Source organism: Streptomyces sp. NPDC127038, assembly GCF_042725875.1.
Taxonomy (GTDB): domain Bacteria; phylum Actinomycetota; class Actinomycetes; order Streptomycetales; family Streptomycetaceae; genus Streptomyces.
Genome location: NZ_JBHXDQ010000089.1, coordinates 20,049 through 32,693, shown reverse-complemented (window position 1 = coordinate 32,693; position 12,645 = coordinate 20,049). Strand labels below are relative to the sequence as shown.

At 71.9% G+C, this 12,645-nt stretch carries 13 protein-coding genes; 3 read left to right on the top strand and 10 right to left on the bottom strand.

What is annotated here, in order from left to right; all coding sequences use genetic code 11:
• The coding region (locus ACFWI4_RS37630; RefSeq protein ID WP_387205726.1) for a hypothetical protein at positions 1–196 on the top strand (196 nt) is incomplete at its 5' end.
• Positions 197–399: 203 nt separating this feature from the next.
• Here ACFWI4_RS37630 and ACFWI4_RS37625 read toward each other — a convergent pair.
• Positions 400–1,407: a stage II sporulation protein M gene (locus tag ACFWI4_RS37625; protein WP_387205724.1), complete on the bottom strand. Its 1,008-nt coding sequence runs from the start codon at positions 1,405–1,407 to the stop codon at positions 400–402.
• Between the two features lie 130 nt (positions 1,408–1,537).
• On the opposite strand from ACFWI4_RS37625, the gene ACFWI4_RS37620 reads away from it, so the two are divergent.
• Positions 1,538–2,503: an RDD family protein gene (locus ACFWI4_RS37620; protein WP_387205722.1), complete on the top strand. Its 966-nt coding sequence runs from the start codon at positions 1,538–1,540 to the stop codon at positions 2,501–2,503.
• Positions 2,504–2,520: 17 nt separating this feature from the next.
• Here the strand turns inward: ACFWI4_RS37620 and ACFWI4_RS37615 are convergent, their stop codons facing one another.
• From ACFWI4_RS37615 to ACFWI4_RS37575, 9 genes are all read right to left on the bottom strand, one after another.
• Complete coding sequence (locus tag ACFWI4_RS37615) at positions 2,521–3,177, bottom strand: hypothetical protein (protein ID WP_387205720.1); 657 nt, start codon at positions 3,175–3,177, stop codon at positions 2,521–2,523.
• 100 nt (positions 3,178–3,277) lie between these two features.
• Positions 3,278–4,735: an adenosylhomocysteinase gene (ahcY, locus tag ACFWI4_RS37610; protein WP_387205718.1), complete on the bottom strand. Its 1,458-nt coding sequence runs from the start codon at positions 4,733–4,735 to the stop codon at positions 3,278–3,280.
• Between the two features lie 509 nt (positions 4,736–5,244).
• On the bottom strand, positions 5,245–6,225 hold the full coding sequence (locus ACFWI4_RS37605) for a cation diffusion facilitator family transporter (RefSeq protein ID WP_387205716.1): 981 nt from the start codon (positions 6,223–6,225) through the stop codon (positions 5,245–5,247).
• Positions 6,226–6,371: 146 nt separating this feature from the next.
• Entirely contained in the window at positions 6,372–7,523 is a 1,152-nt protein-coding gene (manA, locus tag ACFWI4_RS37600) for a mannose-6-phosphate isomerase, class I (protein WP_387205714.1), read from the bottom strand.
• Positions 7,524–7,652: 129 nt separating this feature from the next.
• Complete coding sequence (locus ACFWI4_RS37595) at positions 7,653–8,780, bottom strand: SIS domain-containing protein (RefSeq protein WP_387205712.1); 1,128 nt, start codon at positions 8,778–8,780, stop codon at positions 7,653–7,655.
• Positions 8,781–9,088: 308 nt separating this feature from the next.
• Positions 9,089–9,259, bottom strand: a complete 171-nt coding sequence (locus ACFWI4_RS37590) for a Trm112 family protein (RefSeq protein WP_387205710.1) — start codon at positions 9,257–9,259, stop codon at positions 9,089–9,091.
• A gap of 245 nt (positions 9,260–9,504) precedes the next feature.
• Positions 9,505–10,866 (bottom strand): phosphomannomutase/phosphoglucomutase, encoded by a 1,362-nt coding sequence (locus tag ACFWI4_RS37585; RefSeq protein WP_387205708.1) that lies wholly within the window; start codon positions 10,864–10,866, stop codon positions 9,505–9,507.
• A 126-nt stretch (positions 10,867–10,992) separates the two neighbouring features.
• Positions 10,993–11,154: a hypothetical protein gene (locus tag ACFWI4_RS37580; RefSeq protein WP_387205706.1), complete on the bottom strand. Its 162-nt coding sequence runs from the start codon at positions 11,152–11,154 to the stop codon at positions 10,993–10,995.
• A gap of 271 nt (positions 11,155–11,425) precedes the next feature.
• Positions 11,426–11,902, bottom strand: a complete 477-nt coding sequence (locus ACFWI4_RS37575) for a DUF3499 domain-containing protein (RefSeq protein WP_387205704.1) — start codon at positions 11,900–11,902, stop codon at positions 11,426–11,428.
• 259 nt (positions 11,903–12,161) lie between these two features.
• Here ACFWI4_RS37575 and ACFWI4_RS37570 point away from each other — a divergent pair, with 259 nt between their 5' ends.
• Positions 12,162–12,611 carry a metallopeptidase family protein gene (locus ACFWI4_RS37570; protein WP_387205728.1) on the top strand — a complete coding sequence of 150 codons (450 nt, stop codon included), beginning with the start codon at positions 12,162–12,164 and terminating at the stop codon, positions 12,609–12,611.
• Positions 12,612–12,645: the final 34 nt, after the last annotated feature.

Genomic DNA, 12,645 nt, shown 5'->3' with positions numbered 1-12,645 from the left:
CCGACTCTATCAGACCGTTTCCGTATCCGATTTCCTCGGCGCTTTCCAGGTTTCCGCTTTCGCGTTTCCCTTTCCGGCGAGTCCGACTCTATCAGATCCTTTCGGGCCTGATTTCCTCGGTGCTTTCAAGGTAATCCGCTCTCGCGTTTCCCTTTTCAGCGGCTCCGACTTTATCAGAATCTGCGGGCCGGATTGACCGGCGGCCATTTCTGAATCATCAGGAGGGGCTTCTTCTGAATCGACATGTCGATTCCTTCGAGAAGCGAGCAGACTCTAACCGTCGCCACCGGACGTGTCCAGTTCTAGGCAACTGTTCGAATCTACCTCCCCGAGCGACCCGTGTCAACGAGTTTTCTGGGGTAACGAGAAGGCTAGCAGGTCTTCAGGGGCCCGCGCACATCAGGCGGCCGTCGGCAGCGTGGCGCTGCGCTCGGCCACCGAGACGTCCCCTGTCTCGCCGGAGCGTGCGGCACGGCCGCCGAGGACATAGACGTACGTGAGAAAGGCCAGTTCAGCCACGATTCCGATGCCGATGCGGGCCCAGGTCGGGAGGCCCGACGGGGTGACGAAGCCTTCGATGGCACCCGACACGAAGAGGACCAGCGCCAGACCGATCGCCATGCCCAGCGCGGCGCGACCCTCTTCGGCGAGGGCCGTCCGGCGGGATCGCGGACCCGGGTCGATCACGGTCCAGCCCAGCTTCAGTCCCGTGCCCGCGGCCACGAAGACGGCGGTCAGTTCCAGCAGACCGTGCGGAAGGACCAGCCCCAGGAAGGTGTCGAGGCGGCCGGCCGACGACATCAGACCGATGCCGACACCCAGGTTGAGCATGTTCTCGAAGAGGATCCAGAGGACCGGGAGGCCCAGGAAGACGCCCAGCACCAGGCACATGGCGGCGGCCTCGGCGTTGTTCGTCCACACCTGGGCGGCGAAGGCGGCCGCGGGATGACTGGAGTAGTAGGTCTCGTACTCACCGCCGGGACGGGTCAGGGAACGCAGTTCGCCTGGGGCCGCGATCGCCGCCTGGACCTCGGGATGGGTGCCGATCCACCATCCGAGGAGCACGGCTGTCGCCGTGGACAGCAGCGCCGTGGGCACCCACCAGTGACGGGCGCGGTAGACGGCCGCGGGGAAACCCTGTGTCAGAAAACGGGTGACATCGCGCCAGGAGGCCCTGCGGGTGCCCGTCACGGCCCCGCGCGCGCGGGCCACGAGCCGGCTCAGACGCCCGGTCAGCTGAGGGTCGGGCGCACTGGACTGGATCAGTGAGAGATGAGTGGCCGCCCGCTGGTACAGGGTGACGAGTTCGTCGGCCTCGGCTCCGCTCAGGCTGCGCCGGCGGCTCAGCAGCGCGTCGAGTCTGTCCCACTCGGCGCGGTGGGCGGAGACGAAGACGTCGAGGTCCATCGGTTTGCCTGCTCCTCGGCTGCGCAACGGGGACTCATCATGGATGTCAGCTTGTCCTACTGGGGCGCGATGTGCCCTCAGCTTGGCAGACTGGCGGTTGTCGGGGCAGGTCAGGGGAAGGGCGGCGCGCGTGAGTGAGCTGGTGACGGGCGAGGCAGTGGCACTGGAGCTGCGGCCCGCGAAACTGCCGAGCCGGGCGCTCGCCGTGATGCTCGACCTGGCCGTGGCGGTGGCCGTCTACATCGTCGTGACCATCGGTCTGATCGCCGCGACCTCGGGGCTGGACGACGCCGCGCAGATCGCCGTGTCCATCGCGAGCTTCCTGCTGGTGCTGGTCGGCGGCCCGATCGCCGTGGAGACGTTGAGCCACGGCCGCTCGCTGGGGAAGCTGGCGTGCGGGCTGCGGGTGGTGCGGGACGACGGCGGTCCGATCCGGTTCCGGCACGCCCTGGTACGCGGTGCCGTGGGAGTGGTCGAGATCCTGATGACGTTCGGGATCATCGCCTGCATCGCGTCTCTGGTCTCGGAGCGCGGTCGGCGGCTCGGGGACGTGTTCGCGGGGACGCTGGTCGTGCGGGAGCGGATTCCGGAAGGGCGTGTGCCCTACGTTCCCGCGCCGCCGACCTGGCTGGCGGGGCGGTTCGCCGAGCTCGATCTGTCCGGGGTGCCGGACGGACTGTGGCTGGCCGTGCGGCAGTACCTGACGCGGTGGCAGCAGCTGGATCCTCAGGTCGGGGCGGCGATGGCCGAACGCCTCGCCGCGGACCTCTCCTCGCGCACGGGTGCTCCGGCGCCGCAGGGTGTGCCGGCGGGCGCGTATCTGGCGGCCGTCGTGCACGAGCGCCAGATCCGGGAGGCCCGTCGGACCTTCGGTGCCACGGCGGGCGGCTTCCCGCCACCCGTACCCGGCGGTGCTCCCTTCGCCCCGCCTGGTGCTCCGTTCGCCCCGCCGGGCGGTCCTGTCCCCCATCCGCCCCGGCTCGACGCTCCCGTCGCCCCTTCCTTCCACCCGGTGCCCGGAGCGCATCCCGTCGGTCCGGCCGGCCGGACGGACGGGGACGAGCGGCCGTCGACCGGCTTCGCACCGCCCGCGTAGTCGCCCCGGCGCCGCCGTCAGGTGAACACCGACGGCGGTGATTCGAGGTGCTCCAGTTCGATGCCGGGGGCTGCGAGCACCACGTCCCCCGCGATGTGCACGGCGTGCTGTTCCCCGGTGTCCAGCGCTGTGACCTGGTATTCGTCCACGGTCAGCGGCCCGTTGTCAGTGGCGTGTGTTTCGCTTGCGATCAAGGCCCAGGACTGGTCGAGGGTGCGCGGGGCGAGGACCGGGTCGGTGAAGGCGACGAGGCGGACTCGGGTCGCCGCGACGGTGGCGGAGGGGGTGAGGCGAAGAAGACGGGCGGTGGCGACGAGGAACGCGGGGGAGGTACCGGTGAAGGCGTGGGCGGGCACGTTGCCTTCGGTGGCCTCGGCCCCGGTGGGGTCGGTGCGGACCCAGGTCACGCCGTCGAGAGCGGCGCCCCGCACCTGCCAGCCGGCCGCGTGGAGTTCGAGTCGGATGGGACGGCCGAGATCGTCGAGGGCGAGGTCGACGGAACCGGTGACCGTCGTCGGTCCGGGCTCGGGCAGGCCGTCGGGTGTGGTGCCGGAGGGCGCGGTGAGCTGGGAGACGTAGCGCCAGCCCGAGGGGCCGGGCGCGCAGTGGAAGTGTTCGTCGGCGAGAGGGGTGTGATCGTGCGGATCATGGAGCGAATAGCGGCCGCGGGGCATGGGCGTTCAGGTCCTCATCGGGGACAGGCCCCCGCCGGGACGGCGAGGGCCTGCTGACATCCGGACGCCGAGCGGTGGTACCGCTGCTCGGCGGGCGTGCTCAGTAGCGGTAGTGGTCCGACTTGTACGGGCCGTCGACCTCGACACCGATGTACGAGGCCTGCTCGGGGCGGAGCGTCGTCAGCTTCACGCCGAGCGCGTCGAGGTGGAGACGGGCGACCTTCTCGTCGAGGTGCTTGGGCAGCACGTAGACGTCGGTCGGGTACTCCTCGGGCTTGGTGAACAGCTCGATCTGGGCCAGGGTCTGGTCCGCGAACGAGTTGGACATCACGAAGGACGGGTGGCCGGTCGCGTTGCCCAGGTTCAGCAGGCGGCCCTCGGACAGCACGATGATGACCTTGCCGTCGGGGAACTTCCAGGTGTGGACCTGGGGCTTGACCTCGTCCTTGACGATGCCGGGGATCTTCGCGAGGCCGGCCATGTCGATCTCGTTGTCGAAGTGACCGATGTTGCCGACGATCGCCTGGTGCTTCATCTTGGCCATGTCCGCGGCCATGATGATGTCCTTGTTGCCCGTCGTGGTGACGAAGATGTCGGCCTTGTCGATGACCTCGTCGAGGGTCGTGACCTGGTAGCCGTCCATCGCCGCCTGCAGGGCGCAGATCGGGTCGATCTCGGTGATGATCACGCGGGCGCCCTGGCCGCGCAGGGACTCCGCGCAGCCCTTGCCCACGTCGCCGTAGCCGCAGACGACGGCGGTCTTGCCGCCGATGAGGGTGTCGGTGGCGCGGTTGATGCCGTCGATCAGGGAGTGGCGGCAGCCGTACTTGTTGTCGAACTTCGACTTGGTGACGGCGTCGTTCACGTTGATCGCCGGGAACAGCAGGGTGCCGTCGCGGTACATCTCGTACAGGCGGTGGACGCCGGTCGTGGTCTCCTCGGTCACGCCGCGGATCTCCGAGGCGAGCTGGGTCCACTTCTGCGAGCCGTTGCTGATCGTGCGGTTGAGGAGTTCGAGGATGACGCGGTGCTCGTCGTTCTCGGCGGTGTCGACCGAGGGGACCTTGCCGTCCTTCTCGTACTGGACGCCGTTGTGAACCAGGAGGGTGGCGTCACCACCGTCGTCCAGGATCATGTTCGGGCCGCCGGTGGGGGTGTTCGGCCAGGTCAGCGCCTGCTCCGTGCACCACCAGTACTCCTCCAGGGTCTCGCCCTTCCAGGCGAAGACCGGGACGCCCTGCGGGTCCTCGGGCGTGCCGTTCGGGCCGACCGCGATGGCGGCGGCGGCGTGGTCCTGGGTGGAGAAGATGTTGCAGGAGGCCCAGCGGACCTCGGCGCCGAGGGCGACCAGGGTCTCGATGAGGACGGCGGTCTGCACCGTCATGTGCAGGGAGCCGGTGACGCGGGCGCCCGCGAGGGGCTGCGTCTCGGCGTACTCCTTGCGGATCGACATCAGGCCGGGCATCTCGTGCTCGGCGAGGGTGATCTCCTTGCGGCCGAAGGCGGCCAGGGAGAGATCGGCGACCTTGAAGTCCTGTCGGTTGTCGACAGTCGTCATGGAGAGCTGCTCCTCGGTATCGGGGCGAGGTGGGTAGGGCTGTTCTGCGCGGCGGCGGCACGTGCGGGTGCCCGACGGGGCACGGTCGTGCCTCGGCAGGACACAGCTGTGCCCGGTGCGCGCAGCGCAGTCCGTCGGAGGCCCTCTCTCCCTCGGCCGGTCCGCGGTGGGACCGCCCGACCGCCATCAGCAGCGACGTCTGGCTCAGTCACCAAGCTACACCGGTGGGCCTGTCCCTCCCCAGTCCACCTACGGACAAAGCGGCCTTCACGGGCCTGATCGGGAGGGCCCGGCGCGGTTTCCGGGGGCCGGAGCGGAGTGGGGGCGCCGGAGTGCGGGGGTGGCGTCGGGTGCGGGACGAAAGAAACACCGCCGGGGCCCGTCCGTGTTGTCGGACGGGCCCCGGCGGGTACGAACGGTGGCGCGAACGCCGGTGGTGCGGAGGCCGGTCGGGTCAGTGGTCGGTGACCGGCGCGGTCGGTGACCGGTGGGGTCGGTGACCGGTGAGGTCAGTGGTCGGCCGGTGTCAGCGTCGGTCCGCCGGGCGTGGCGGCGGGGTCCGGGCCCTTGGCCGCCGCGGCCTCGCTGTAGATGTCCGGCTCCAGGTAGATCACCCGGGCGATCGGGACGGCGGCGCGGATGCGGGCCTCGGCGGCGTCGATCGCCCTGGCGACCTCGGCGGCCGTGTCGTCGTGCTGGACGGCGATCTTCGCGGCGATCAGCAGTTCCTCGGGGCCGAGGTGGAGCGTGCGCATGTGGATGATGCCGGTGACGGTGTCGCCGTCGACCATCGCCGCCTCGATCTTCGCGGTCTCCTCCGGGCCGGCCGACTCGCCGAGCAGCAGCGACTTGGTCTCGGCGGCGAGCACCAGGGCGATCATGATGAGCAGGACACCGATGCAGACCGTGCCGATGCCGTCCCAGACGCCGTCGTCCGTGAGCAGGGCGAGGCCGACGCCGCCGAGCGCGAGGACCAGACCGATGAGCGCGCCGAAGTCCTCCAGGAGGACGACCGGCAGCTCGGGTGCCTTGGCGCGGCGGATGAACTGGGACCAGGAGTGCGAGCCGCGCAGCTCGTTGGACTCCTTGATGGCCGTACGGAAGGAGAAGCCCTCGGCGACGATCGCGAAGACCAGGACGCCGACCGGCCAGTACCAGTGCTCGATCTGGTGCGGGTGCTTGATCTTCTCGTAGCCCTCGTAGACGGCGAACATGCCACCGACCGAGAACAGGACGATCGAGACGAGGAAGGCGTAGATGTAGCGCTCGCGGCCGTAGCCGAAGGGGTGCTGCGGGGTCGCCTGGCGCTGGGCCTTCTTGCCGCCGATCAGGAGCAGCGCCTGGTTCCCGGAGTCGGCGAGCGAGTGGACGCCCTCGGCGAGCATCGAGGAGGAGCCGCTGAACGCGAACGCCACGAACTTCGATACCGCGATCGCGAGGTTGGCGCCGAGTGCCGCCACGATCGCTTTGGTGCCGCCTGAAGCGCTCATCTGCTCCTGCTGTCCCTTCGTACGCCGTCCGGACCCGTTCGTACCCTCGTACCCCGCCCGGTCCGGGCTTTGCCCGCCCTTTGCGGTGGGTCATTCTTGCAGCCCGGCCGGTCGGCGGCGCGCCTCAGGTCTCCTCCGGCGTCCCGTCAGACGACCACTGTCGCACGGAAGATCGTGCCGGACCCGGACACTTCGGCCTTTTCCCCGGCCGGTACGAAGACCGAGGTGCCGGGGGTCAGGTCGATGCCGTCGGCCCGTACGGAACCCGAGGTGCAGAGCAGGATCTGCGGGGTCTCGCGGGTGAGGTCGCGGGGATCGGCGCCCTCGGCGACGACGTAGCGGGAGAGGCGGAACTCGTCGATGGGGGTCGCGTAGACCTCTTCGCCGTCGGGGGACGCCTCGGGACGCAGGACGCCGGGGTCGGCCGCCTCGAACCGGACCACGCGCAGGAGTTCGGGGACGTCGACGTGCTTGGGGGTCAGACCGCAGCGCAGGACGTTGTCGCTGTTGGCCATGATCTCGACGCCGAGGCCGTCCAGATAGGCGTGCGGGATGCCGGCGCCGAGGAAGAGGGCCTCGCCGGGCTGGAGCCGGACGTGGTTGAGGAGCATCGCGGCGATGACCCCGGGGTCGCCGGGGTAGTGGTGGGCGAGACCGGCGTACGGGGTGTAGTCGCCGCCGAGGCGTTCGCAGGCGGCGGTGGTCTCGGCGACCGTACGGGCCATGTCCTCGGGGTCGGCGCTCAGCACGGCCGTGAGGACCTCGCGCAGCGCCGCCTCCTCCGGGTGGGCGCGCAGCAGGTCGGCGTACGGCTTGAGGGAGTCGACCTCCAGGGCTTCGAGGAGCGCGGCGGCCTCCTCGGGGGCGCGGAAGCCGCACAGGCCGTCGAACTCGGTGAGGGCGCAGATCAGTTCGGGCTTGTGGTTGGCGTCCTTGTAGTTGCGGTGCGGGGCGTCGATCGGGACGCCCCGGCGCTCCTCGTCCTCGTAGCCCTCCCGCGCCTGTTCGAGGTCGGGGTGCACCTGGAGGGAGAGGGGGGCGCCGGCGGCGAGGAGCTTGAGGAGGAAGGGCAGGCGGGGGCCGAACCTGGCGACGGCGGCGCGGCCGAGTTCGCGCTCCGGGTCCTCGGCGACGACCTCGTTGAGCGGACCGCGCTCGGTGCGCGAGGGTGCGCCCGGGTGGGCGCCCATCCACATCTCCGCCTGCGGTTCGCCGGTGGGCTCGACGCCGAGCAGCCGGGGGATGGCGGTGGTCGAGCCCCAGGCGTAGGGGCGGACGGTGTTGTCGAGGCGGTCCATCGGTGTCTTCTTCTCCGTACGTGCTGGCCGGGCCGCGGTGTGCGGGGCGTCGGCCGGAGGCGTGGTGTCAGGGGTGCCGGCCGCGGGGTCCGGCGCCGGGACGCGCCGGATGCGGGGTCCCGCCCAAGATCAGGCCCCCGAGGCGAGCGCCAGGTAAACGGCGGCGAAATCCGTGATGGCGATCAGCTCGGCGAGGGTTTCCAGTTCGCCGCCCTCCTCGGGTTCGAGCTCGCTGATCGCGGTGTCGTGGCTGAGGGCGAGTTCGCGGGCGGCGGGGGCCGCGCTGATCCCGCCGATGGGACGGTCGCGGAGCAGCACCACGCGCGCGTGCAGTGCCTGTGCCTCCTCGACGCGGTCCCGGAAGAAGTCGTCGGGGTCCGCGCCTGCGGCGAGCGCGCCCGCGAGCAGCACGCTGTGCGAGGCCAGGGCCTCGGGGAGTTCGGCGGTGAGGGCGGGGCGGCCGGCGAGTTCGGCGAGCGCGGCGGTGAAGCGGCGCCCGGCCGGGCCCGCAGAGGTGCCCTCGGTCCAGATCACCGGGAGGGCCTCGGCCAGTTCGACCGCGAGGGTCTTGGCGGGGTTGCTGTAGGCCTCGATGGCCGGGCCGCAGCGCTCGGCGACGCGGTCGAGGCGGTCGGCGACCTTCTGGAGCGCCTGCGGCGGTGCCGTGACCAGGCCGGTGCGGTCGAGGAGGGCGAGCAGCGGGGTGAGCAGCGCCCAGAGCACGCCGGGGGCCGAGGCTCCCAGGGGTTCTTCCTGGTCGTACGGGGCGCTCGCCATGGGGACGAAGAGGCCGTGGCTGGCCTGCACCCACTCGGCGAGGGGGGAGCCGGCGGGGGCGACGGCGGCGACGGTGCTGCCGCGCCGGTAGGCCTGCTCGACGAGGAGTTCCAGGCCGGGTTCGCTGCCGTCGGGGGTGGCGATCAGCAGGAGGTCGACGGGGCCCGCCCAGCCGGGCAGGTCCCAGCGCAGGGCGCCTCCGGCGGGGGCGACTCCCGTGGGGGTGATCCGGGTGAGGGGGCAGCTCGCTCCGGCGAGGGTGCCGAGCAGTTCGGCGACGCCGGTGGCGGCCATGCCGGGGCCCGCGATCAGGACGGCGCGCGGGCGGCCGTCGGGCTTGAGCTCGGAGATGCCGGCCTCGTTGGCGTGCCGGACGGCGGTGCGGACCCGGGCGCCGGCCTCGGCGGCGCCGCGGAGCAGGGCCCGCCGGTCGGCCCGGGTGAGCGCGTCGGGATCGTCGAGCAGCGATTCGTCGAGCATGGGGTCGGGAGCCTCCGATCGCCGGGGGGCGCTTGCGCGTGAGCCGCCGGGGTCGCTTGCACGGGGTCGCTCGCGCGAGGTGCCGAGCGGCGCTGGGTCGGACCGGGTGCCGGCCTGGTGGGCGCCGGCCGCCGGTCGGGACGGCCGCGTCGCCGTCGTCCGTGCGGTTGGCTGTGCCGGCGCTCGTCGTCGGGTGTCGTGGCTCGTCTTCGTGCCTGCCGCGCCGTCGCCGGCCCGCGGGCGGCGACGGCGTCCCGGTCTCGCGTGCGGCGGCCGCGGTGCCGCCGTGCGCGAGGCGGGTGGGTCGGTTACGCGGGGCGCCGGGCCTCGTCGACCAGGAGTACGGGGATGCCGTCGCGGACCGGGTAGGCGAGGCCGCAGTCCGCTCCCGTGCAGATCAGCTCGTTGTCCTGCTCCTTGAGCGGGGCATGGCAGGCCGGGCAGGCGAGGATCTCCAGGAGGCCGGCTTCGAGCGGCATGGGGTGTCCTTCCGAAACGGTGGATGCGGCCTGGTCAGGGTACCGCTGTGGGAAGCCCGGTGCCGGGGCGCGCCCACGGTTCGTGGACGCGCCGATCGGGTGCACCGGCCCCGTCCCCGGCGCCGCTCAGGGGCCCGGGGAGGGGCTCCGACCTGCTGAACCCGCCGCCCGCGGCGACCGGGCGGGGTCGGTCAGGGGGGCTCAGTCAGAGGTGGGGTCGGTCAGGGGGTCAGTCAGAGGTGGGGTCAGGATCGGATGAGGGTCAGGACCTCGTCGCGGAGCTTGGTCATCGTTGCCGCGTCCCTGGCCTCGGCGTTGAGGCGGAGCAGGGGCTCGGTGTTGGAGGGGCGGACGTTGAACCAGGCGTCCTGGAACGTGACCGTCAGACCGTCGAGCTCGTCGATCACGACGCCCTCGCGGCCCTCGTAGGCGGCCCTGACGGCGGCGAGGCGGGCTCCCTGGTCGTCGACCTCGGAGTTGATCTCGCCGGAGCCGGCGTAGCGGTCGTACTCCGCGACGAGTCCGGAGAGCGGGCCGCTCTGGCCGCCGAGGGCGGCGAGGACGTGGAGGGCGGCGAGCATGCCGGTGTCGGCGTTCCAGAAGTCGCGGAAGTAGTAGTGCGCGGAGTGCTCGCCGCCGAAGATGGCGCCCGAGGTGGCCATCTCGGCCTTGATGAAGGAGTGGCCGACGCGGGTGCGGACCGGCGTGCCTCCGTGCTCGCGCACGACCTCCGGGACCGACCAGGAGGTGATGAGGTTGTGGATGACCGTGCCGCCGCCGTTCCTGGCCAGTTCGCGCGCGGCGACCAGCGCCGTGATCGCGGACGGGGAGACCGGCTCGCCCCGCTCGTCGACGACGAAGCAGCGGTCGGCGTCGCCGTCGAAGGCGAGGCCGAGGTCGGCGCCCTCCTCGCGGACGCGCTTCTGGAGGTCCACGATGTTCGCCGGGTCGAGCGGGTTGGCCTCGTGGTTCGGGAAGGTGCCGTCGAGTTCGAAGTACATCGGGACGAGTTCGAGCGGCAGGCCGGAGAACACGGTCGGCACCGTGTGTCCGCCCATGCCGTTGCCCGCGTCGACGACGACCTTCAGGGGGCGGATCGAGGTCAGGTCGACGAGCTGGCGGAGGTAGGCCGCGTAGTCCTCCAACGTGTCCCGCTGCGTGATCGTTCCGGGGGTGGCGTCCGAGACGGGTGCACCGGAGTCGAGCCAGGTCTCGGCGAGCCTGCGGATCTCGGCGAGTCCGGTGTCCTGGCCGACGGGGGCCGCGCCGGCCCGGCACATCTTGATGCCGTTGTACTGGGCGGGGTTGTGCGAGGCCGTGAACATGGCGCCGGGCAGGCCGAGCGCGCCCGAGGCGTAGTAGAGCTGGTCCGTGGAGCACAGGCCGATCTCGGTGACGTCCACCCCGCGGGCGGCGGCGCCGCGCGCGAAGGCACGGGAGAGGCCGGGCGACGAGGGCCGCATGTCGTGCCCGATCACGATGGCGTCCGCTCCGGTCACCTGGACGAAGGCGGCGCCGAACAGCTCGGCGAGCGGCCCGTCCCACTGGTCGGGGACCACCCCGCGTACGTCGTACGCCTTCACGAGCTGCGACAGATCAGCAGTCACGGCCAACCCTCCAGAAGTCCACTTCGGTCACCCCAAACTACCCGTCCGGGCGACGCCCGGTGGCGCCCGGCCCGGGCGGGGCGCGTCCCTGTTCAGGAGGGCGTCCAGGAGCGTGTCCGGGAGGTGTCAGGCGGACGGGGCGTGGCCGCGCGCCAGTTCATGGCACGGGTCCGGGTGGACGGGATTCTCGGCGTGTCCGTGCGGCACGGTGCCCGGGACCGCCGCGACGGCCAAGGTGGCGTCGGTCCGCGTGAGTTGGGCGTGCGTCCTGTCGTACGCGGTGAACACGCCGTGAACTGGACGGCGGCGAGGGCCAGTCCGCGGACCGCGGCGGGTGTCCGGGGGCGCCGCTCCGCCGGGTGCGGACGGTCCTCCGTGCGCGCACCGGGCGTTGACGGCGGGCCCGGGGGCGGGAAGAGGTCCGGCGAGGCGCCCTGCGTGGCGCGGGAGGGCCTCCGGGGCGTGCGTGCACCGCGGGGCGAGAGGGGCGCCCGCGAGGCTCTCAGGCGCGAGGGGAGCGTGACCGCTCACGAACCGCGTACGGGTGCTTGGGCGGTGCTCAGTTGTCGGGTGAGCGCAGGATCCGCAGATGGCCGCGGCGCGCGACCTCCATCGGGTCCGCCGAGCGGGCGCTGCCCCCGGCCTCCGCCGCGCGCTTCTGCGGACGGGCCGCCTCGCGCACCGCGTTCGCCAGGGCCTCCAGATCGTCGCCGCTGGGGCGCGCGGGACCGGAGGAGTCGGCGAGGCGGACGACCTCCCAGCCGCGCGGCGCGGTCAGGCGCTCGGAGTGCTCGGCGCACAGGTCGTAGCAGTGGGGTTCGGCGTAGGTGGCGAGCGGGCCGAGGACCGCGGTCGAGTCGGCGTAGACGTACGTCAGCGTCGCGACGGCGGGACGGCCGCAGGCGGTGCGCGAACAGCGACGTACAAGGCTCACGACGTTGGACGGTACCGCACTCTTGAGCGGGCCGCGACGACTCTCCCCCAGGTCACCCCACCGTGTCGTGCTGTGACGCGCCCCACACCGCTTTCCGGGCATCAGACCCTGACCTGGGGCGACATCGGGTGCCGAGATACCGAACACACCTGAATCCGGTCACTACTTGGTGCGAATCATGTCAATTGCCATGCCGGATACGGTCTTGGAGAGGTAGGGAATCGAGCTGATTCGTGACCGGAACGGCCATCGGGCATCGTCCGGACGACGGCGGAGCCCGCGGCCCCGGTGCGCCCGCGGCTCGGTGACCGGCGCGTGGGGCCGGGCGGCCGGGCCGGGCGGGGACTACTCTTCGTCAGTGATGGACAACCCCGTACCGCCCCGCGCCGCACCAACCGGTCCCCGTCGCCGTGACCGCCACGGCAGGGGCATGCGCGGCCCCGTGGCGCCGCCCCAGGTTCCGCTCGCGGCGAGCCGCTCCGAGGTCTTCGCGGACCTCGTGCAGGACTCCGTGGAGCGGCTGGAGCGACGCTGGCCGCAGCTCGCGGACATCGACTTCATGGTCCTCGAAGTCCCGCGCCTGGAACGCTCGGGCGATGGCTGGAGCGACGAGGCCGTGCCGCTGGGCGGCACGATCGCGGCCCGCGAGGGGCATCCCGCGCGCGTGGTCGTCTACCGCCGCCCGATCGAGATCCGCACCAAGGGGCGGGACGAGCGCGCCGCCCTGGTGCACGAGGTCGTCGTGGAACAGGTCGCGGAACTGCTGGGCCTGACGCCGGAGACGGTCGACCCGCGCTACGGCGAGGACTGAGAGAGGACTGAGAACGGCCCCGAAAGGGACCGTT